This window comes from Flagellimonas aurea, from assembly GCF_017313785.1.
In the GTDB taxonomy this organism is placed as follows: domain Bacteria; phylum Bacteroidota; class Bacteroidia; order Flavobacteriales; family Flavobacteriaceae; genus Flagellimonas; species Flagellimonas aurea.
Genome location: NZ_JAFLNL010000002.1, coordinates 76,219 through 95,799, shown reverse-complemented (window position 1 = coordinate 95,799; position 19,581 = coordinate 76,219). Strand labels below are relative to the sequence as shown.

At 37.1% G+C, this 19,581-nt stretch carries 25 protein-coding genes; 15 read left to right on the top strand and 10 right to left on the bottom strand.

Annotated features, from left to right (window positions below; translation table 11 throughout):
* Positions 1-55 precede the first annotated feature (55 nt).
* Positions 56-1,021: a sterol desaturase family protein gene (locus tag J0656_RS03865; protein ID WP_207031686.1), complete on the top strand. Its 966-nt coding sequence runs from the start codon at positions 56-58 to the stop codon at positions 1,019-1,021.
* A 28-nt stretch (positions 1,022-1,049) separates the two neighbouring features.
* On the opposite strand, the gene J0656_RS03860 is transcribed toward J0656_RS03865, so the two are convergent.
* Positions 1,050-1,427, bottom strand: coding sequence for a DNA topoisomerase IV (locus tag J0656_RS03860; protein WP_108246142.1), 378 nt, complete (start codon positions 1,425-1,427; stop codon positions 1,050-1,052).
* Positions 1,428-1,459: 32 nt separating this feature from the next.
* A complete protein-coding gene (locus tag J0656_RS03855) occupies positions 1,460-1,858 on the bottom strand; it encodes a helix-turn-helix transcriptional regulator (protein ID WP_313790175.1) in 399 nt (132 codons plus the stop codon).
* 284 nt (positions 1,859-2,142) lie between these two features.
* Between J0656_RS03855 and J0656_RS03850 the strand changes: the two genes are divergently transcribed.
* The 3 genes from J0656_RS03850 (at position 2,143) to J0656_RS03840 (ending at position 4,359) form a co-directional block, all read left to right on the top strand.
* Positions 2,143-3,246 carry a M14 family metallopeptidase gene (locus J0656_RS03850; protein WP_207031685.1) on the top strand — a complete coding sequence of 368 codons (1,104 nt, stop codon included), beginning with the start codon at positions 2,143-2,145 and terminating at the stop codon, positions 3,244-3,246.
* Positions 3,247-3,345: 99 nt separating this feature from the next.
* Positions 3,346-3,825, top strand: coding sequence for an Lrp/AsnC family transcriptional regulator (locus J0656_RS03845; RefSeq protein ID WP_108246105.1), 480 nt, complete (start codon positions 3,346-3,348; stop codon positions 3,823-3,825).
* Positions 3,826-3,840: 15 nt separating this feature from the next.
* Positions 3,841-4,359 carry a DinB family protein gene (locus tag J0656_RS03840; protein WP_207031684.1) on the top strand — a complete coding sequence of 173 codons (519 nt, stop codon included), beginning with the start codon at positions 3,841-3,843 and terminating at the stop codon, positions 4,357-4,359.
* On the opposite strand, the gene J0656_RS03835 is transcribed toward J0656_RS03840, so the two are convergent.
* Both J0656_RS03835 and aroB read right to left on the bottom strand, forming a co-directional pair.
* Positions 4,360-4,686, bottom strand: coding sequence for a hypothetical protein (locus J0656_RS03835; RefSeq protein ID WP_207031683.1), 327 nt, complete (start codon positions 4,684-4,686; stop codon positions 4,360-4,362). It lies immediately after the preceding gene.
* Between the two features lie 94 nt (positions 4,687-4,780).
* Entirely contained in the window at positions 4,781-5,836 is a 1,056-nt protein-coding gene (gene aroB, locus J0656_RS03830; protein WP_207031682.1) for a 3-dehydroquinate synthase, read from the bottom strand.
* Positions 5,837-6,357: 521 nt separating this feature from the next.
* Between aroB and J0656_RS03825 the strand changes: the two genes are divergently transcribed.
* From J0656_RS03825 to J0656_RS03775, 11 genes are all read left to right on the top strand, one after another.
* Positions 6,358-7,530: a proline dehydrogenase family protein gene (locus J0656_RS03825; RefSeq protein WP_207031680.1), complete on the top strand. Its 1,173-nt coding sequence runs from the start codon at positions 6,358-6,360 to the stop codon at positions 7,528-7,530.
* A gap of 304 nt (positions 7,531-7,834) precedes the next feature.
* Positions 7,835-8,830, top strand: coding sequence for an HlyD family secretion protein (locus J0656_RS03820; RefSeq protein ID WP_237688840.1), 996 nt, complete (start codon positions 7,835-7,837; stop codon positions 8,828-8,830).
* A 55-nt stretch (positions 8,831-8,885) separates the two neighbouring features.
* Positions 8,886-9,245, top strand: coding sequence for a DNA-binding protein (locus tag J0656_RS03815; RefSeq protein ID WP_207031677.1), 360 nt, complete (start codon positions 8,886-8,888; stop codon positions 9,243-9,245).
* Between the two features lie 44 nt (positions 9,246-9,289).
* On the top strand, positions 9,290-9,442 hold the full coding sequence (locus J0656_RS03810) for a hypothetical protein (RefSeq protein WP_207031676.1): 153 nt from the start codon (positions 9,290-9,292) through the stop codon (positions 9,440-9,442).
* Positions 9,443-9,458: 16 nt separating this feature from the next.
* Positions 9,459-9,614 (top strand): class IIb bacteriocin, lactobin A/cerein 7B family, encoded by a 156-nt coding sequence (locus J0656_RS03805; RefSeq protein ID WP_207031675.1) that lies wholly within the window; start codon positions 9,459-9,461, stop codon positions 9,612-9,614.
* A gap of 366 nt (positions 9,615-9,980) precedes the next feature.
* On the top strand, positions 9,981-12,158 hold the full coding sequence (locus J0656_RS03800) for a peptidase domain-containing ABC transporter (RefSeq protein ID WP_207031674.1): 2,178 nt from the start codon (positions 9,981-9,983) through the stop codon (positions 12,156-12,158).
* Between the two features lie 14 nt (positions 12,159-12,172).
* Positions 12,173-12,484, top strand: coding sequence for an HTH domain-containing protein (locus tag J0656_RS03795; protein ID WP_207031673.1), 312 nt, complete (start codon positions 12,173-12,175; stop codon positions 12,482-12,484).
* A 131-nt stretch (positions 12,485-12,615) separates the two neighbouring features.
* Positions 12,616-12,798 (top strand): hypothetical protein, encoded by a 183-nt coding sequence (locus J0656_RS03790; protein ID WP_207031672.1) that lies wholly within the window; start codon positions 12,616-12,618, stop codon positions 12,796-12,798.
* A 9-nt stretch (positions 12,799-12,807) separates the two neighbouring features.
* Entirely contained in the window at positions 12,808-12,978 is a 171-nt protein-coding gene (locus tag J0656_RS03785) for a hypothetical protein (RefSeq protein WP_207031671.1), read from the top strand.
* 10 nt (positions 12,979-12,988) lie between these two features.
* Complete coding sequence (locus J0656_RS03780; protein ID WP_207031670.1) at positions 12,989-13,150, top strand: hypothetical protein; 162 nt, start codon at positions 12,989-12,991, stop codon at positions 13,148-13,150.
* A 754-nt stretch (positions 13,151-13,904) separates the two neighbouring features.
* Entirely contained in the window at positions 13,905-14,759 is an 855-nt protein-coding gene (locus J0656_RS03775) for a CPBP family intramembrane glutamic endopeptidase (RefSeq protein WP_207031669.1), read from the top strand.
* 7 nt (positions 14,760-14,766) lie between these two features.
* Here the strand turns inward: J0656_RS03775 and J0656_RS03770 are convergent, their stop codons facing one another.
* From J0656_RS03770 to tsaE, 6 genes are all read right to left on the bottom strand, one after another.
* Positions 14,767-16,476 (bottom strand): helix-turn-helix domain-containing protein, encoded by a 1,710-nt coding sequence (locus tag J0656_RS03770; protein WP_207031667.1) that lies wholly within the window; start codon positions 16,474-16,476, stop codon positions 14,767-14,769.
* A 106-nt stretch (positions 16,477-16,582) separates the two neighbouring features.
* Positions 16,583-16,957 (bottom strand): DUF4258 domain-containing protein, encoded by a 375-nt coding sequence (locus tag J0656_RS03765; protein ID WP_207031665.1) that lies wholly within the window; start codon positions 16,955-16,957, stop codon positions 16,583-16,585.
* Between the two features lie 5 nt (positions 16,958-16,962).
* On the bottom strand, positions 16,963-18,162 hold the full coding sequence (locus J0656_RS03760; protein WP_207031664.1) for an alanine dehydrogenase: 1,200 nt from the start codon (positions 18,160-18,162) through the stop codon (positions 16,963-16,965).
* 45 nt (positions 18,163-18,207) lie between these two features.
* On the bottom strand, positions 18,208-18,756 hold the full coding sequence (locus J0656_RS03755; protein ID WP_207031663.1) for a hypothetical protein: 549 nt from the start codon (positions 18,754-18,756) through the stop codon (positions 18,208-18,210).
* Positions 18,757-18,852: 96 nt separating this feature from the next.
* The gene (locus tag J0656_RS20280; protein WP_262897056.1) at positions 18,853-18,987 is read right to left on the bottom strand and encodes a hypothetical protein; all 135 of its coding nucleotides are present in this window, start codon (positions 18,985-18,987) and stop codon (positions 18,853-18,855) included.
* Between the two features lie 175 nt (positions 18,988-19,162).
* On the bottom strand, positions 19,163-19,579 hold the full coding sequence (gene tsaE, locus J0656_RS03750; protein WP_207031662.1) for a tRNA (adenosine(37)-N6)-threonylcarbamoyltransferase complex ATPase subunit type 1 TsaE: 417 nt from the start codon (positions 19,577-19,579) through the stop codon (positions 19,163-19,165).
* Positions 19,580-19,581: the final 2 nt, after the last annotated feature.

Sequence of the window (19,581 nt, the reverse complement as noted above, 5' to 3'; positions counted from 1 at the left end):
ATAGCTAATTTTCCCAATTGAGTTACACACCAAACAGATTGCTTAATACATCTATATGGATTTTACAAACCCGCTGGTATATGGCGTACCAGTTTTTATTGCCTTTATTTTACTTGAACTTACGTATAGCAAAACCCATGATCACGAGCACCATCATGAGCTCTACAACTGGAAGGATTTAGCGGCAAGTGGTTTTATGGGGATTGGGTCTGCAATCCTTGGACCTCTTTTCAAAGTAGCTTTTGCCATTCTTCTTTTTGAAGGTACTTATGAGTTGTTCAATCCAGTAGTGGATGGGGTCAGAACAAATATTATAGGCTATGAATCTTTTGGATACGCTTGGTACGTTTGGATTTTGTGTCAATTAGGTGATGATTTTACGTATTACTGGTTCCACAGGGCCAATCACGAGGTACGCATTTTATGGGCGGCTCATATTGTTCACCACTCATCCGACAACTTTAATTTAGGCACCGCAATCCGAAATGGATGGTTCACCATTTTGTACAAGCCCTTCTTTTATATGTGGTTGCCAGCAATTGGTTTCCCTCCAGAAATGGTGGTAGTTTGTTTAGGTATTGAAGCCTTATGGCAATTTCAACTCCATACCGTTTATGTTCCAAAACTTGGGTTTTTAGAGAAAATATTCAACACACATACCATGCACCAGGTACATCACGCCCAAAATGTGGAGTATTTGGACAAGAACCACGGAGGATTCTTGAATATCTTTGATAAGATGTTCGGCACCTGGAAGGAACTGGACGATGATATTGATGTAAAATACGGCGTGATTCACGCTCCGGAATCATATAATCCGGTAGTGATTCTCACCCATGAATTCAAAGATATCTGGAAGGATGTAAAGAAATCCAAAAAGCTTTCACATAAACTCATGTACATTTTTGGCCCTCCGGGGTGGAGCCATGACGGAAGCACACTTACCGTGAAACAGCAGCAACGATTGTTCAAAAAACACAAGGAAGCTAGTCCTGAACTGGCTTATCAACGACCTAACTAGAGTTTTAGCCCAAAAGCCTGAAAGATTATCAATCTATTTTGTGGGCCGTTCCTTTAAACTTTCGATTATCCCCAACAACGTTGTACTCAAAAGTATATGAAGATTCTGTTGTGGTCAATATTTTGATATGAATTGGTTTTTCTTCGGCCTTGTTCTTGGGATTTAAATTTTTAAGAACGTATTCGCAATCATTTATCCACCGAATGGAAGAGGAGTCCACCTTGCCTTCATATTCATCAACTTCCAAATCCAATGTTCGGCTAAAAGTCGTTTCTTTCTCTTCACCATTCACCATTGCGGTAAAAGTAAAGTTGCCCGTTTTAAAATCCGTACAGTTGCGCTGTGGGGGTTGACCGCAGGCTATGAAAAATAGCGCAATTAAACCAAAATAGAAATGTTTTATCATAACCACAAAGAAACGGAATGTAGCGGAAAGGGTCAATCCTTTTTTGTGTTGAATGTATCAAAAGTACCATCCGAATAAAACATAACTATTTTATAGGGTTCTTTGGATTGCTTTTGTGCTATGACAGATTCTCTTTTGGTTGGTTCAATCTTGAAATTTTCAATTTCAAGATTAGTCTTCTTAGCAACAGGCTCTTCTTCAATATTATCTGTTTCAGGAAAATTTCCTTTTCCTTTTAATAACCAATCTAGTTTGATTTCGGGGTAGGTGTCCACCAATTTCATGATAAAATCAAGACTTGGTTTATTTCTCCCATTAAGCAAATGAGACATACTTGAACGTTGCACCCCAATCTCATCAGCAAAGGCAGAAACCGACAGTTCTAGGTGTTCGATCACCATTTCAATACGTGAGACAATTTCTTTATTCACAAACGTAAATTTTACAGATCAAAGATACCAAATTACATCTCATACTGTAAAAAACAAAGGAATTATCAGTGATTTTATTTGATGTATAAGTTGATATAAAAATCTTTATGGCATTGATTAACAATTATTTGAATTCTAAATTATTTTTATTGTTTACATTATGCAATTTCAGGGCGCCCCACACTATTTGACTGATTACAATTGTATATTAATTGATAATTAAGTCTATTTACATTTGTAAATTCAACTATGGTTACTTTTGTAAACTTCAATTGCAAAACCTTATGCTCGATTATTCGTTATTTAAAGAGAACTCCATTCAAGGACGCTACATAAATATGGAATCCATACGGCCCTGTTTTGCCAAGATTTCATCGGTTGTGAACTGTATTGGTAAATCCGTCAATGGGGTTGATATTAGTGCTTTTCAATTGGGAAAGGGGGACAAAAAGATTCTGATGTGGTCCCAAATGCACGGCAATGAATCCACAACCACAAAAGCGGTCTGGGACCTAGTAAATTTTTTACAGTCTGATGAGCCTTCTGCAATTGATATACTAAAAGCGTGCACCATTATGATAGTACCCATACTGAATCCGGATGGCGCCAATGCATACACACGTGTTAATAGCAATGATATTGACCTTAACCGCGATGCCAAAAATTTAACGCAACCTGAAAGTATTGCTTTTCGAAAATTGTTCGAATCATTCCAACCCGATTTCTGCTTTAACCTGCATGACCAACGTACCTTGTTCAGTGCAGGAAAAACGAACAAACCAGCTACAGTATCGTTTTTATCGCCTGCTAGCAATAAGGAACGGCACATAACCACAAACCGCGAAATGGCCATGAAATTGATTGCTGCCATGAACCATATGCTTCAGACCCGTATTCCTGGGCAGGTGGGGCGATATGATGATGGTTTCAACGACAATTGCATAGGGGATACCCTCCAAATGTTGGGTGTGCCCACCATTCTATTTGAAGCGGGCCATTATCCGAAGGATTATGAACGAGAGAAAACACGGGAACTTATTTTTTTCTCACTTGTAGAAGCTATCGGAATAATTTCGGAAGACCGAATCAATGACTTTAAAACTGGGGATTATTTCTCCATTCCAAATAATGACAAACTATTTTTTGATGTTTTAGTGAAGCATCCCGAAGTAGTGAATGCCGAGTTTGAGAAGGGGCATTGGGTAGGAATTCGATATAAAGAAGTGTTGCAGGATAAAAAAATCATTTTTCAGCCTGAGATTACTGAAATTGGGCCGTTAGAAGGTTTTTATGGGCACCGGACCATAGAATGTGTTGATTCCAAGGATTTTGGGCTTAGATCTTCCCAGAAAGAAATTCTCGATTTGCTACTGAAAATCAATAAATAAAAGGAGTTTATCGGAGGTTCTTGCATATTATTTAAAAAAGAACCATTTTTATTACGTAAATTTCCTTTTTTAACTACTTTTGCTGCAAAATTCAACGTAATGAACAAAGTTAAACTAGACGAGATAGATCATCAGATTTTGGATATGTTAATCGATAACACCCGTACACCCTTTACGGACATCGCAAAGAAATTGCTGATTTCTGCAGGTACGGTTCATGTCCGAGTCAAAAAAATGGAAGAGTCCGGAATCATTAAAGGTTCTTCCCTAACCTTAGATTACGTAAAACTAGGGTATTCATTCATCGCCTACGTGGGTATTTTCTTGGAAAAAACACACCAAACCAAATTTGTTTTGGAAAGGTTGAGCCAAATACCATACGTTACCGTAGCGCACATTACAACAGGAAAGTTCAATATTTTCTGTAAAATCCGTGCACGGGACACTACACATGCCAAAAACATCATTTTTAAGATAGATGATATTGAAGGTATCAGCAGAACGGAAACAATGATTTCCTTGGAAGAGAGCATCAACGATAAGAGACGTTTGATGCACACCATCTTCAACGAGCTGTAGCACCTCATAATATTTATGGTACTATCGGAACTTCCATCTTCTGAATACAATCCATTTTACCAGACCTATATTATGGCGCTGGGCAATGTGGAATTGCTTGAAGAGTTAATAAACGGAAAAAAAGCACTTGTGTCCGTTTTTGAAGAAATACCAGAAGACAGATTAAATTATGCCTATGCCGAGGGCAAATGGTCCTTGGCTGAGGCATTGTTGCATATAATAGATACGGAACGCATTTTCCAATACAGGGCACTTTGTATTGCGCGAAACGACAAGACTCCCTTACCTGGTTTTGATCAAGATGACTATGTTCCGTTCTCCAATGCGGCAAAGCGTTCAAAAACAGATTTGATTACCGAATATAAAACGGTAAGAGATGCTACGATATCGCTATTTGCTTCATTTGATGATGAGGCGTTGGTGAGACTGGGGACAACCAGTGGTTCCAAAATGAGTGTTAGAGCCCTTGGTTTTATTATATGTGGGCATCAGGCACATCATGTTCGTGTAATTCAGGAACGCTATCTTGATTGATCAATAGTCCTCCTCCTCATTCAGATCTTCTGAGGCGGTTTCAAGATTTTCAAAAGAGTCCCCCTCAAATTCAGAGGCTATCAATTCCTTATCTAGTTCCTTGTCTATAGTTTCCTCGAAATTGGCCATAAAATTAGAAAGACTCTTACTGATTTTTACCAAGTAGATAGTGTCTTCTGTCCTAACTTCCACGGCATCGATTACTTCCCCAGTGGGTTTTTTAATGGTAATAATATCATCGTCCCCGTAACCATCAGGATAGGAGTCAATTAATTTTGCAGCCACATCATGGCTCAACTTTTTGTAGTCTATCAAAATTCGTTTCATAATGGTCAGTTATTAAAAGTGTCCCTAAACTAGGAATTTTCGAATCCGATGAACTCAAAGAGTTGTAAACGTAAAAAAGAAGTATATAAAAAGTTTATTCCTTGTAGTAAGCGAAGGCTTTGGAAAATAATTCTTCAGGGATTTTTATGTCCGTAACAGCATTCCCGATGTCCTGGAGCAATACAAAATTTACATTGCCGTGCGAATTCTTCTTATCGTATTTGAGCAATTGTAGAATTGCATCAATATCATCTTCGGTAAACTCGACTTTGTCAAAATAGGTTAGGAACGCCTTCTTGATTTCGTCCAACGCCAATTTTGAAAGCCCTCTAAGCTCATGCGATAAATAACCTTCCAATATCATCCCGGCAGCAATTGCTTCCCCGTGCAACAATGTTTTCTTATCTGGATTATCCAAGCAGTACGACTCGATAGCGTGGCCCAAGGTGTGCCCAAAATTGAGGATCTTTCGCAGACCTTGTTCTGTAGGGTCTTGTAGAACCACTTCATTTTTTATGGAAATGGATTGTTGAATTCTAGCAGCATCCGTAAAATCTCCTTTAGCTACGATATCTTCCCAATACGCCTTGTCCCGGATGAGACCATGTTTCAGCATTTCCGCATATCCGCTTTTCGTTTGGCGTGCATCGAGCGTTTTCAGGAATTCAGGAAAAATCAAAACCATCTGTGGTTGATTGATGACCCCTATTTGATTTTTTAATGAACCCAAATCAACCCCCGTCTTGCCACCAATGGAAGCATCCACCATAGAAAGCAGGGTAGTGGGGATATTGATAAAATCAATTCCACGTTTAAAGGTGGAGGCGACAAAACCTCCCATATCGGTCAGTACGCCACCTCCAAGATTGATCAGGAGGCTTTTGCGGTCGCCATCAAAATTGGAAAGATCTTCCCAAAGTTGCAAACAAGTGTGAATGTGCTTATTTTCTTCACCAGATTTTATTTCAAGTAGGGAATCAATGGTATGGTCAACGATTTCCTTAAAAATGGGTAAACAATGCTCCTTGGTGTTTTCATCCACCAACAGGAATATTTTCGAATAACTTTTATTGGCAATATGTTGGTTGAGCGCCGCTTTTGCCAATTCATTTATGTGAACTTCGTAGGATTGTGATTTTACCGACTCCATAATTTTAATTACACCACTAAATAAAGACTATTTTTATATTTAAGCCCTTTGTTGGTTAACTTATATCAATATCTTAAAGGGTTGATTCTTTTTTTGCTGATTATGTTATATTCGGAACAAGCTGCTTAACAAAAAGAATTCGTCACTTTTATAGCAATCCCTGTTTGGCTGAAGTCCATACCCACTGAACTAATTTGTTTTTTCTGCTGATGGCCACCTAGTTCCTTGTGAATCCATATTGGAAAAATCTACATGTTTTAAGTTAATTTTTATCTTTTCCAGTGCAAAAATATAGAATCTCCGTGACTATATTTGGAAGCGTAAATGCACAGGTTTTGAATAGACTTTTTGTTCAATAACAAGGCATTTTCAAAATAAGAAATACTGTTCTGGTTTTCAATGTTTTGAGTTGAGGAATTATGTAGAAGAATACATCTTAAAGCTTATCAATCCCGAGCCCCAAGCATTAAAAATCAGAAAATATAGAAACCAAGACCGCGGGTCTTAATGCCTAATTTTGAATGCGACCGAATTTCGAGAACACTGCAATAGCTTTTGAGCTTAAATCCGACTCCCAACTGGAGCGAGCTTACTTTCTTTTTAAAATGATTTCCATAGAACCCTTGGTTAAGATAGGAACCGCCTTGACCAATGTTGCCATAAAGGCCCATTTGCCTGTAGAGGGATTGATCAGGACCACCGTATTCGACCATTTTTGTGGTGGCGTGAACGAAAAGGACTGTTTGCCCATTATAGATAATATGTATGGTAACGGAGTTTATTCTGTACTCGATTATTCGGCCGAGGGGAAATCAGTGGACAATCAGTTTGATTTTGCCATGGAAAAAACATTGGAAATCTTGGATTTTGTCAAAGAAAAAGACGCCTTGCCCTTTGCTGTTTTTAAACCTACCGGTTTTGGAAGGTTTAAATTGTTCGAAAAGGTTACTGCCGGTACCAAGTTGACCGAAGAGGAACAAGCAGAGTGGGGAAGAATCGTAAACAGGTTCGAAAAAGTCTGTCAAAAAGCCCACAACCTTGATGTTTCCCTTTTGATTGATGCCGAGGAAAGTTGGATGCAGGATGCAGCCGATGATTTGGTTTTGAACATGATGCGCAAGTACAATAAAGAAAAAGCAGTTGTCTTCAACACCTTTCAGATGTACCGTTGGGACCGAATGGGCTACATCATAAAATTACACGAAACTGCCAAAGAAGAAGGTTTCAAGATTGGCGCTAAAGTGGTGCGTGGTGCCTATATGGAGAAAGAGAACGACAGGGCAGACGATAAAGGTTATGAAAGTCCTATCTGTAAAAGCAAACGATTGACCGATGAAAATTTTGATGCAGCCATCGATTATATGATGGAGCACTTGGAGTATTTTACCATTTTCGCTGGAACCCACAACGAGCAAAGCACCTTAAAACTAGTGGATTTGATGGAGGAGAAGCAGGTATCTCCCGACGATTCCCGAATTTGGTTCGGACAATTGTTTGGAATGAGCGACCATATAACCTACAACTTAGCGGCCCATGGATACAGCTCGGTTAAGTATATACCCTATGGCCCTGTTCGTGACGTAATGCCTTATTTGATTAGAAGGGCAGAGGAGAATACCTCCGTGGCCGGACAAACTTCCAGGGAACTTACCTTGATTACAAAAGAGCGGAAGCGCAGGAAGATGGAAGGGTAGTGGTCTACTTGGTCAATTCTTAGTTCAAAAAAAACAAATCAACCTGTGAATTTTGGGTGATTTATAAATCTGAATTAGCTTTTACAAATTACAAACAGCTCTGTTTGTGCACTGTCTTTTTTGCTTGGATATTTAGTCCATGCAAATTTTTCCTAAAGAAATTATTGATAATACAATTCAATCTTACATTCCTAAAAATGGGGTGAAGAGCAGGGTGGTTTATGGAATAATATTAACTACTACCCTGTTGGCTATCTGCGCTATGCCTTTTTTAAAGGTGAAAATCTATAAAAATGCACAAGGCTTGGTCAAACCTTCTAAGGAACGTATTGCCATAACAAGTCTTAATTCGGGAAAAGTATTGTTTTCCAACATCCAAAGTAATACATATGTAAACAAAGGGGATGTATTGCTAATCATTCAGAACAACGTGCTCAATGAACAAATTGCCCTTACCACATATGATACAAAAAGGTTATCGGAAGAAATAGGGGACCTACAATATCTTTTGACCCAAAGGCCAGTATTAAGCGATAGCATTCAATCGGCAAAATACCAAAAGGAGTATTTTCAGTTTATAGAAGTCTCCTTTGAACATAAAACTCGAATAAAGAAATTAAAAATTGATTTTGACCGTAATCACAAACTTTTGGACAAAGGGGTGATTGCAAAAGCTGAGTTTGAAAACATCAAATTGGAATATGATTTAGCCTTAAATGCTTTTAATCAGTTCAAAAAGCAACAATTCAACACATGGGAGTCCAGTTTGACAGCGTTGAAGAATGAATTGGAAATTACCCAAAACAAAAACTCCCAATATTTACAGAGTAAAAATGAACATATAGTTACCGCCCCTGTAACGGGTTCCATAGTGAATCCAATGGGGATTGAAAGGGGCAGTATTGTAACATCTGGAGCCTTGTTGGCTGAGATATCCCCCGATACAAGGTTGTTGGCCGAATGTTATGTGAGCCCACTGGATATAGGACTTATCGACAAGTCAAAACCAGTTAATTTTCAGATAGACGCCTTTAACTACAACCAATGGGGCTTGGCAACGGGAAGAATCTTGGAGATTTCGGAAGATATAGAATTGATCAATGAGCAACCAATTTTTAAGATGAGATGTCAGATAAACGAGGAGTTTTTGGAACTTAAAAATGGAGCAAAGGGAACCATAAAAAAGGGGATGACTTTTAATGCTCGCTTTGAACTCACCGAAAGGACCCTGTACCAGCTCTTATATGACAAGGTTGACGATTGGATGAATCCTTCTTCAAAAGAGAAAAAAGATTATTGACATAAGTGCAAACTTGATTTACTGGAAAATAATTAGTATAAAATCCTCAAATTATATGAACAACATTAAGAACCTTGAACGTCTGCAACGTCTACACTTGCTCATTGAAGGTGAAAATACGGGCACTCCCAAAGAACTGGCAGCCCTTATGGGCATCAGCGAACGTAAAGTGTACCAGCTTGTAGAGGAGCTAAAACATTTAAATGCTGCTATATGTTATAGCAGGAGTAGAAAAACATATTACTATTGTGATGATTTCAAATTAATGATAAACATTTCTGTTACCGTGTTGAGCAACAACGAGGTGACCGAAATTTATGGGGGAAGTTATTTTTTAAAGAAAAAATCTTTCCTGCAAGGTTCGTGCGGTGGACAAAAGTACTGTGGTCTCAACAAAGTAAGAATATGCGCATAACAAAAGCTTTGTGAAAATCATTTATTAATCAAATCAATATCATTATGATGAATTTAGAGAAATTAGATGTTCAAAGACTGGACTCAAATGAAATGCTTTCTATTGATGGAGGGGGAATGCCTGAAAATTACAATGAAGTTGCAGCTGTAATTTTCTTTCCTTTTTATACGATAGGATATCTCTTAGGCCGTGTTTAATTTAAAAATCAATGCTATGCTCAATAATCTTAAATTAGAAAAGTATAATGTTATTCCTTTAGAAAAGAAAAGTCTTAAAAGTATCAATGGAGGCATTTTGCCTATTATTGTAGGAATAATAGTTTTTAGCATGTCTATCGGTTATGCTGATGGAAGACGTGACAAACAATAGTATTATTTAAGGTTCCTTTTTTTTGAAGAAAGGAACCTTAAATCTTATTTTTGACATAGGTTTTAAAAATATTTCAATTATGAAAGAGAGTAGTATTAAAAATATCATCCTTTGGGCAATAACTTTTGTTATTGTTATATTCACTTTGGTAGGTTATTTGGATGGACGAGCCGACAAAGAGAAAAGCAGCTTTAAAAAGACAAACATTGAATAATTTGTATAAATTTTTTAGGTGTGTCATATATACTTAAGCCAAATGCTTTTACAGCACAAGCAGATAATCAGCTTGATTTATTTTTTTGATTTTTCTTTCTCCGCACTTTTTTTGCACTAAGCACCTGTAATTTGTCATGTAAAATAATATTCATGACAAAAACAACAATCAAACAACACGATATTACAGATTGTGGGGCTGCTTGCCTGGCTTCCATTTCAGCACACTACAATTTTCAAATACCTATTTCACGCATACGGCAATATGCAGGCACCGATAAAAAAGGAACAAATGTTTATGGTCTTATTAAAGCGGCCGAGAAGTTGGGGTTTGAAGCAAAAGGGGTCCGTGGTGATTTTGAAAGTCTATTTAAGATACCCAAACCAACCATTGCACATGTAATAGTTCGTGAACGATTACATCATTATGTGGTGATTTACAAAGTGACCAAAACATACATAAAGGTCATGGATCCTGGCACGGGGAAACTGGAAAAGCGAAGCCATGAGGATTTTAAAAAGGAGTGGACCGGTGTTTTGGTACTGATGCTGCCCAACGAGACTTTTGAAAAAGGAAATGAAAAGGTATCTGTATTCAAGAGGTTTTGGTTCTTACTGAAACCACATAGAGCGGTACTTATTCAAGCTTTTGTTGGTGCTTTGGTATACACGCTATTGGGTTTTTCCACATCTATTTATATTCAAAAAATAACGGACCACGTCTTGGTAGATGGAAATGCGCAACTATTGAACTTGTTGAGTGTCGTAATGATTGTCCTATTAGTAGTCCAACTCGCTATTGGGTATTATAAGGACACCTTCCTTTTAAAGACAGGTCAGCAGATTGATGCTCGTTTGATTTTGGGCTATTACAAACACTTATTAAAGTTGCCCCAACAATTTTTTGACACCATGAGAGTAGGGGAGATCATATCCCGAATCAATGATGCGGTCAAGATTAGAAACTTTATCAATGGAGTGTCCCTTAATCTGACGGTGAATATTCTTATCGTGATTTTCTCGTTTGCTTTGATGTTCACGTATTATTGGAAGCTGGCCCTGATCATGTTGATCATAATTCCGGTTTACTCTCTAATTTATTGGATTGTAAACAAACTCAACAGGAAAGTAGCACGTAGGGTCATGGAAAATGCTGCCGATCTGGAAAGTCAATTGGTGGAGTCCTTGAATTCGGTAGGTACCATTAAACGATTTGGATTGGAAGATTTTGCCAATATCAAAACCGAGACTCGTTTTATTACACTTTTGAGAACGGGATACACTTCCGCATTGAACACCATTTTTTCCCAAACATCATCAAAAGCTATTTCCCAAGTATTCATTATAGTATTGCTTTGGGCAGGTTCCGGATTTGTTATTGAAAGACAGATTAGCCCTGGCGAGCTATTATCGTTCTATGCCATTATTGGATATTTTACTGGGCCATTGAGCAGTTTGATAGGAGCAAATAAAGAAATTCAAAATGCCCTTATAGCAGCTGACCGGCTTTTTGAAATTATGGATTTGGAGCGAGAGGAGAAAGATAAAAATTTAGTGTTCAGTAGGGATAAGGTTGATGACATTACCTTCTCGGAGGTATGTTTTCAGTATGGAACAAGGGTCGAAGTCTTTAAAAATTTAAACCTGACCATTCAGAAAGGCAGCATAACTGCCTTTGTGGGGGAAAGTGGCTCAGGAAAATCGACCCTTGTATCCCTCATACAGAACATCTATCCCATTAATAAAGGCAAAATCCGAATCGGGGACATAGATATTAACCATATAGAAAACCATAGTCTCCGTAATTTGATAAGTGTAGTGCCTCAGAAAATTGACCTGTTTGCTGGGAATGTTATTGAGAATATTGCGGTAGGGGAACTCCAACCTGATTTTGAAAAGATTCACAAAATATGCAAGGACATTGGTATTTTGGATTTTATTGAGAGCCTTCCCAACGACTTTAGCACTTATTTAGGTGAGAATGGTGCATCCTTGTCAGGTGGTCAAAAGCAGCGGATAGCCATTGCAAGGGCATTGTATAAAAATCCAGAAATTTTGGTATTGGACGAAGCCACCTCCTCTTTAGATAGTAACTCGGAGAATTATGTGCAAAAAACCATTGATAATTTACGCTCTGAGGGCAAAACCGTAATCATTATAGCCCATAGGTTGAGTACTGTTATCAATGCGGATAAAATAGTGGTATTGGACAAAGGCCAAGTTTTGGAAGAGGGCTCGCATTACCAATTATATGATCAAAAAGGGGCTTATTTTAAGTTGTGGCAACAACAAGTGCCTTCATTCCTATCCATACTTAAACCTGTTAACTGATAAATTTTACGTTTATGGCAAAGCTTACACAACAAATAGCAGTTTTAGAACGAATTGACCAATTGATACGATTAAAAGCTACAGGAAGGCCCAAACAATTAGCTGATCGGCTAGAGGTTTCGGAGGCAACCGTGTTTAGAATGATAGAGACGATGAAAGAACTTAATGCCCCCATTTGTTATGATCTGGCACGGCAAAGTTATGTGTATACGGAAACCACCAATTTTAAATGTGGTTTTTATATGGAAGAATTAGATGAAACATCTGAGCGGAACCTTTCGGGTGGATATAGTTTCAAAAATATGGTTCAACTATTGGAATTTTAACATTTTTCACCTGCTCACTCTCAAAATTTGAGAGTGACATGTCTCATATTTGAAATGTAACACAAAGCAGCGCGCAACAGAAATTTCTGGCTTTGGTTACGAAAATTATTGTTTAATTTAAAACTTAAAAAATGAAAGATTTAGTATTAATTGAACTATCAGTTGATAGTTCCAAATCTATTTCTGGGGGTAGCTTATCAACTGGAATGGGTTCTTTATTTAGAGGCAGTCTATCATTAAGCTTAGCTGGGGCGCATGCTGCCTTTGATTTTGCAAATGGTTTTATAGACAGGTTTACAGCTAACACAAAATAATTATATATCATGGAATATAAAGGAATCACAGAAATTTCAAATCAAGAGTTATTGAATATTAACGGTGGCCACAAGGGATTCTTCTATAAAACTGGTGTTCTTGCTGCAGGCGCATTTCTTTTTGGCCTAGGCGTGTTAACTGGTATTAGTGAAGGATTTGATGAGGGTGTTAAATCTTAAAATAATAATTATGATAATATATTTAAAAGTTAATGAATTAAGAGACATCAACGGTGGTTGTGCAACAAGTAATGACCCAGATGTCCAAGCTGGAATGAATATTGGTTGTGCAATTGGTAGAGCAATAGGAAATACTGTCCGGCAATTAAAATCAATATTTGACATTTTTTGAAATTATATTGTAACTTTCGTTATGACTGATTCAAAAAAAAACAAACATACTCTAAAGCATAGTTTAGGGTATGTTTTTTTGTATTTACTTTACATATTAATTTATTCTGGCATCATAAATGGCTTCGTAGCATTAGTATGTTATTTTATTGGTGTGAAAATACCATATGAAAATGTTAATATCATTTTCAAAAATATTTCCTTGATTAAGCATAGCCTTTTTTCACTTCTGATTTTCAGTCTGATATTGATGCCATTAATTGAAGAATTGACATTTAGACTGCAATTAGATAAAAAGAAAAGTAATATAAATGTTTCTGCATTTGCGGGAGTTTTATTTTTGGCGTACTCCTTTTTTTCAGGTGACAAATTTCTAAGCGTAATCATAATAGTTTATCTATCCATAATAGGAATTCTTTATGTAAAAAAAACAAATTTGAAAAGTAAATTTCTTTCCTATCTTTTTTGGATTGTCGTATTTTTTTCATGTTTATCACAAATAAGATTTGTTTTAATTTTTGAGAATGAGAATTGGCCTTTATACCTCATGTTCTTTACAGTCATGTCAATAAAAGCTTTCTACTTGGCAAAAATTGCCAGAGAAAATGGGGTCTATTATTCGTTTGGATTAAATATGATTTTTTACATCCTACCAACTATAAATTACATCTCTAATTATTATTGAGTATATTTTAAAATATTTGCGGACATACATTTAGTTTTAGTGTCTTACAGGTTATCAATATAGGTATGAAATGAAATCAAAAAACAAAGGCTGGGTTCGTATACTTCTAATTATAGTCCCATACTTTTTTATTGTTGGTCTTTTCCAGTTTGCTGGGGCATATGTATCAGGTAAAGAAATTTCACCTGAATACGTACAAGAAACAACCGAACAGCATCTCATCACTTCATTCTTCGGTTTATTGGGTACATTATTCGTAATTTATCTGTTTGTCGAGTTGGTCGATGATGAACGCTTTGCTGACGTTGGCCTGCATTTTAAAAATCATAAAAAAGGCATCTTATTAGGGCTAATTGCGGGTTTGTTCATTATGGTTGCTGGATATTTAGTTCTCGATGCTTTAAATCAAATAGAGTATGCAAAGACCATATTCTTGGGTGGTGAGTTTTTAATGGCCATCTTTTTATTTCTCATAGTTTCTATATCCGAGGAGATATTTTTTCGCGGATATGTTCTACGAAACTTTATGGAGTCCATGAACAAGTATGTGGCTTTATTTGTATCTGCGCTATTTTTTGCGCTTATGCATGCGGCCAATCCAAATCTCTCCCTGATTGGAAACATCAACCTTTTTCTTGCAGGGGTTTTATTGGGCTTGCCCTACATCTATACCAAAAACCTCATGTTTCCCATTGCTTTCCATTTTAGCTGGAATTTCTTTCAATCCCTATTTGGGTTTAATGTAAGTGGTCTTGACTCCTATTCTCTCATCGAGTTTAGAACCACACAGGACACCTGGGTCAGCGGAGGGGATTTCGGTTTTGAAGGCTCTGTTTTAGCAATTTTGTTTCAAATAATTTTGATAGTTGCCCTCTACGCAGTATTCAACAACAAGAAAAAAGAAAAGTTGAGCATTGGGATTTAAAGATTGGTTATGAGGATTTCTTCCACTGATCATCCAAAATTCTTTTGAAAAAGACCCCTGGTGTCACCCCGGTTTTATCTTTAAAGCATTTGGTAAAAACGCTTATGGAATTAAACCCATACATTTCGGCAATCTGGATCATGGACTTGGTTTTTACGATTTTAGGATTTTCCTTCAAATCGTTTATCGCATAGGTAATTCGGATATCCTTTAGATAACTCGCGAAATTTTTGCTTTTATGTACATTGATTACCTTGGACAGATAAGAACTATTGGTATTCAGTTCCTTGGCTAAGGATTGTTGCGTCAAGGAATTTTCTAAAAAACCCTTTCTCTGTTCCCAAATTTCTAGGTTTTGCAATACTTTGGCAACTGTTTCTTCATCCAGTTGCTCCTTAGTTTCCTTTGAGACATCGGTTTTTTCAAGTGTTAGACTGCCACCCATTAAACGAGCCAGCCGATTTTTCGTCCTTTTGTATTTTATAAAATAGGCCGTCAAACCTATCAGCATACATCCGCACATTATATATAACCATGTCAGCCACTTGGATTTCGACGAGATAATGTTTCCCAGCGATTCTTTTTCTTCCTCTTGCATAGGGAGGTCAAACTTTTTTAGGGTTATCTCACGTAGGTTTTTTTGAGTGATCAAGAGTAAACTGTCATAATAAACAACCCTTTTTAAATAGTGATCGGCCAAACCGGTATTTCCATCGTTTACTGCATCCTTTAAGAGAAACTGGTAAATCTCGCTGCAATTATCACGCAATGGATAGTTTCTTAGCCTTAAAAGACTGTCAATGGTCAAAAAGTAATCTCTTTTTCTGTCTTGATTTCCCAATTCGCCTTCAATCATTCCCAAATAAAATAGGTCGTCAGCAGATTGAAGGTTATTACTTTTTTTATTATACCTCTCCAGAGTATCCTTTGCCCTCCTAAAATTGTTCAAATAAAAATCCAGTTTTGCACTTTGTGTTTTAAATTGATTGAGAAAGTTTTTATCATTATATTTTTTAGATAAATCCAACCCTTTTCTGATATACTTGTTTGCAGAATCTAACTCCATTGCAAATAGAAAACTCCTAGACATTTGTTCTACCCAAAACAATTCAAGATTCTCAAATTGTTCAATATTGGTTTTATTTAGGTCAAGATAATCCCTTGTTTTTCTTTGAAGTAGAATAGCTTCATCTTCTTGACCAAATACAGCTTTGATATCCGCTATGAATATTAAAACAATTATTGATAAATCATAATTATTGCATCGTCTTGCCAGATTATAACTTTTTATATATTCATTGGCTGCTAAATAATTCTTATCATTATCATAAAATAGGGCTCCTTTGGTATAATGTGCATAAGCCATGAATTCATCTAAATCCAATTTCTTAATCCCCATAATACTATTTGCTATTGTAATTGAGGAATCTACACTTTTTATTCCTTCAATGAGTTTTAAGTTATAAGCATTTAGTCTTAATGCCCGAGCCACTTCTAAAGTATCATAATTATTTTTGGCTTTTTTTACATAAGCGGAGAATGCATTTTCTATATATAGAGAATCTCCATCGGAAACCATAATGTCATAGAGTTCATCATAGGTAAGGTTGGATAAATCTCCCGAATAGGTGTCCTTATTTTGAGCCCAGCAGAAAACCACACTGCTAAGAAGAAGGCATAGAGTTAATTTAAATTCTTTGACCAAAACAAACTTCATACTAGATTAGAGTTAAAAAGTAGGAAATATATGCTTTTGAAAATAAAAATTCACCTGTTAATTGATGTATGGTCCGTATGAGTTGACAAATGCCCTGTAGATAACGTCAATCTATTTCCTCCATGTTTTGCAATGTAACCACATCCTCACAATTCTTGGCTTTTAATTCCAGTTCCCGACCCTTGTATTCATGAGAAATGTAATACGTTTTGCATGGTTCGGATTTGGTGTCGCTTTTGCCAAAATCAACATTTCCATCCTTTAAAAAGGACTGAACCATCAGGGTGTCTTGGTATTGCTCTGGAAGCGATTCAGAAAAAACCAAAGGTTTTGAGCGCATGTCCTTGAGTACCCTGCAATTGGGCAAATAGCAAAAATCAAACCCTTCCTCACCTGATTTTTTCTTCAAGAAAAAAACTAAAAAAATCAATCCTATGGATAGTCCAACCAAGTACCATCCCAATCGTTTCAAAAATGCCATCTATATTAAAAAATAAGAAAGTTAATATCGTTGTAGCTCATGCCGAACCAATCACCAACCGATTTGTTCGTTAAAATTCCGTGGTACATATAAAGTCCATTCCGCAAGCCTTTATCAAATCTAATTGAGTGTTCCAAACCACCTTCTTCCCCGATTTTTAATAAATATGGAGTGAAGATATTACTGATGGAAATGGATGAAGTCCTTGGGTATCGAGAAGGAATATTTGGTACCCCGTAATGAATGACCCCGTATTTTTCAAAAGTGGGTTTTCTATGTGTAGTTACTTCGGAAGTTTCAAAACAACCTCCCATATCAATGCTAACATCGATGATCACGGCCCCTTTCTTCATATTTTCCACCATGGATTTGGAAACAACAACGGGCGAACGGTCCTTTCCGCGTGTTGCGCCAATGGCCACATCGCAACGTTTTAGGGATTTCAATAAATTTTTGGGCTGTACTGTAGAGGTATATACGGTTTGCTTCAAATTGGCCTGTAATGTTCTCAGCTTACTGATGGAGTTATCAAAAACCTTTACGTTGGCACCAAGCCCAATCGCAGACCTAGCGGCAAATTCACCTACTGTCCCAGCTCCAATAATGACAACCTCTACGGGTGGAACACCACTAATATTTCCGAACATTAGGCCGTTGCCCGTATTAGGATTTGACATCAATTCGGAAGCAATTAGGATTGAAGAAATACCAGCAATTTCACTAAGGGAGCGGACGGCCGGATAGTTTCCGTCTTCATCCCGTATGTATTCAAACGCTATGGCCGTTAATCTTCGTTTGGCCATGGTTTCAAAATATTCTTTGTTCTGGGTCTTAATTTGAAGCGCAGAAATAACAATGGTCTGCGGATTCAACATCTCAATCTCGGAAAGGGTAGGGGGCTCCACTTTTAGAATTATCGGACAGGAAAACACCTTTTTGGTATCCCTGGTTATTTCCGCCCCGGCATTGGTATAATCGATATCGGAAAAATTGGCTCCTTCGCCAGCCCCGGATTCCAACAACACCCGATGTCCGTTCGCAGTAATGGCATTTACGGCATCTGGCGTAAGACAAACCCGCTTTTCTTGGTACTGGTTTTCTTTGGGTATCCCAATAAAAAGTTCGCCCTTTTGTTTGGTGACCTCCAAGGTTTCTTCTTGGGGAAGCAATTGTTGTTTGCTAAATGGGGAGGAAGCGTGGCTCATAAGGAGTAAATCTATTCAAGATGCCGATTTGACATTTGAGCAAATTTACATTTTTTTTGAAACGCTCTTTTGACGCTGTTCCAATTTCTCGCGTTCCTTGCGCAATTCTTCTTTCTCTTTTAAGATTTGAAGTTCGGTGTCCATAGCTTCAAGGTCGATGCCATGTACGTGTTTATCCACGAGTTTTACCCTAATAAAGTAAACAACAGGAACTATTACCATGGTAACGGCTATGACATATAGGATTTCGTTTTCATCTATTCGTTCGCTATTGGTATAGTTCAATACCGTGTATAGCTGAAAGCTATACATAGCAATTGGTATCAATATAGCATGGTACCACCAATTTTTGGAGGTAACAAACCAAATAACCAAAAGAAGTAACGGGACTAATTTGTTCAAATAATAATAGAAAGCTAGACTAACATCATTATCAAACCCATTGTCGGTAAACTCAATTCCTAAAAAAGTCCACGTATTGGTGCCAACAGGCAGGTACTTATATCCATAAAAAAGTAGGGGAGAGATAGCAATAAATAAAGCCACCAATCCTTCAATAACAAACTTTTTCCTGATTCTAGTTTTATCCTTCATTGTTGTAGATAACTAGAAAAATGATAGATTATTGTAAAAAAAAAATAATCCCTTCTAAAAAAAAGGGATTATCTAATCGATTTGGATTAAAGATTACTAAAGCTTCTTTAGCTGATCTTTTCTAATGCTTACAGTTTGATCTTTGTCAATAGAAACAACGCTTGTTGAAACAGCGGTCATTGCCAAAAACGCAACAGCTAGCAATCCAAAAAAAACTTTTTTAGTGTTCATCGTAAAAGAGTTTTTGGTTAATAAATGAATTAATTCACATTGCAAATGTAGGAAAATATTTCAACCCACAGTACATTTTATCGATAAAATTTGTTTTTAAACGCAAAAAACATACGTTTTATCGAAAAAGACTTGCTCTGTGCAATAATTTGTTGGAAGATATACCAATCCTATTTTAGGAAATATTTAACTCGATTGAACGTGTGCTTTCCTCGATAAAGTGCAGGAATACGCTTACGGCATCATTGGGAATCAATGAAGGGATTTTTTCTGGCCACTCAATAAACAACCAAGCATCAGAGTTTAAATAATCTTCAAAACCCATGTCCAACGCCTCCATTTCATCATTGAGTCGATAAAAATCAAAATGATAGGCAAGGGGTGTGTCATTTGCATCGGAATATTCGTTTACCAAACCAAAAGTGGGGCTGCTGGCGACATCCACCGCTCCAAGTTCTTTTATCAAAGCTTTTACCAAAGTGGTCTTGCCCATACCCATTTCGCCATATAGGCACACAACTTTGTTCGGTGCTTTTTCCAATAACTCTTTGGCTACATCGTGGATTTCATTCAATTGAAAAGTTCTCTTCACTT

What these genes read in the sequence shown, in the direction of transcription:
- J0656_RS03865 (WP_207031686.1), top strand. Translation starts at nt 56, where the DNA reads ATGGATTTTACAAACCCGCTGGTATATGGCGTACCAGTTTTTATTGCC.
- J0656_RS03860 (WP_108246142.1), bottom strand. Translation starts at nt 1,427, where the DNA reads ATGATAAAACATTTCTATTTTGGTTTAATTGCGCTATTTTTCATAGCC.
- J0656_RS03850 (WP_207031685.1), top strand. Translation starts at nt 2,143, where the DNA reads ATGCTCGATTATTCGTTATTTAAAGAGAACTCCATTCAAGGACGCTAC.
- J0656_RS03845 (WP_108246105.1), top strand. Translation starts at nt 3,346, where the DNA reads ATGAACAAAGTTAAACTAGACGAGATAGATCATCAGATTTTGGATATG.
- J0656_RS03840 (WP_207031684.1), top strand. Translation starts at nt 3,841, where the DNA reads ATGGTACTATCGGAACTTCCATCTTCTGAATACAATCCATTTTACCAG.
- J0656_RS03835 (WP_207031683.1), bottom strand. Translation starts at nt 4,686, where the DNA reads ATGAAACGAATTTTGATAGACTACAAAAAGTTGAGCCATGATGTGGCT.
- aroB (WP_207031682.1), bottom strand. Translation starts at nt 5,836, where the DNA reads ATGGAGTCGGTAAAATCACAATCCTACGAAGTTCACATAAATGAATTG.
- J0656_RS03825 (WP_207031680.1), top strand. Translation starts at nt 6,358, where the DNA reads ATGCGACCGAATTTCGAGAACACTGCAATAGCTTTTGAGCTTAAATCC.
- J0656_RS03815 (WP_207031677.1), top strand. Translation starts at nt 8,886, where the DNA reads ATGAACAACATTAAGAACCTTGAACGTCTGCAACGTCTACACTTGCTC.
- J0656_RS03810 (WP_207031676.1), top strand. Translation starts at nt 9,290, where the DNA reads ATGATGAATTTAGAGAAATTAGATGTTCAAAGACTGGACTCAAATGAA.
- J0656_RS03805 (WP_207031675.1), top strand. Translation starts at nt 9,459, where the DNA reads ATGCTCAATAATCTTAAATTAGAAAAGTATAATGTTATTCCTTTAGAA.
- J0656_RS03800 (WP_207031674.1), top strand. Translation starts at nt 9,981, where the DNA reads ATGACAAAAACAACAATCAAACAACACGATATTACAGATTGTGGGGCT.
- J0656_RS03795 (WP_207031673.1), top strand. Translation starts at nt 12,173, where the DNA reads ATGGCAAAGCTTACACAACAAATAGCAGTTTTAGAACGAATTGACCAA.
- J0656_RS03790 (WP_207031672.1), top strand. Translation starts at nt 12,616, where the DNA reads ATGAAAGATTTAGTATTAATTGAACTATCAGTTGATAGTTCCAAATCT.
- J0656_RS03785 (WP_207031671.1), top strand. Translation starts at nt 12,808, where the DNA reads ATGGAATATAAAGGAATCACAGAAATTTCAAATCAAGAGTTATTGAAT.
- J0656_RS03780 (WP_207031670.1), top strand. Translation starts at nt 12,989, where the DNA reads ATGATAATATATTTAAAAGTTAATGAATTAAGAGACATCAACGGTGGT.
- J0656_RS03775 (WP_207031669.1), top strand. Translation starts at nt 13,905, where the DNA reads ATGAAATCAAAAAACAAAGGCTGGGTTCGTATACTTCTAATTATAGTC.
- J0656_RS03770 (WP_207031667.1), bottom strand. Translation starts at nt 16,476, where the DNA reads ATGAAGTTTGTTTTGGTCAAAGAATTTAAATTAACTCTATGCCTTCTT.
- J0656_RS03765 (WP_207031665.1), bottom strand. Translation starts at nt 16,957, where the DNA reads ATGGCATTTTTGAAACGATTGGGATGGTACTTGGTTGGACTATCCATA.
- J0656_RS03760 (WP_207031664.1), bottom strand. Translation starts at nt 18,162, where the DNA reads ATGAGCCACGCTTCCTCCCCATTTAGCAAACAACAATTGCTTCCCCAA.
- J0656_RS03755 (WP_207031663.1), bottom strand. Translation starts at nt 18,756, where the DNA reads ATGAAGGATAAAACTAGAATCAGGAAAAAGTTTGTTATTGAAGGATTG.
- J0656_RS20280 (WP_262897056.1), bottom strand. Translation starts at nt 18,987, where the DNA reads ATGAACACTAAAAAAGTTTTTTTTGGATTGCTAGCTGTTGCGTTTTTG.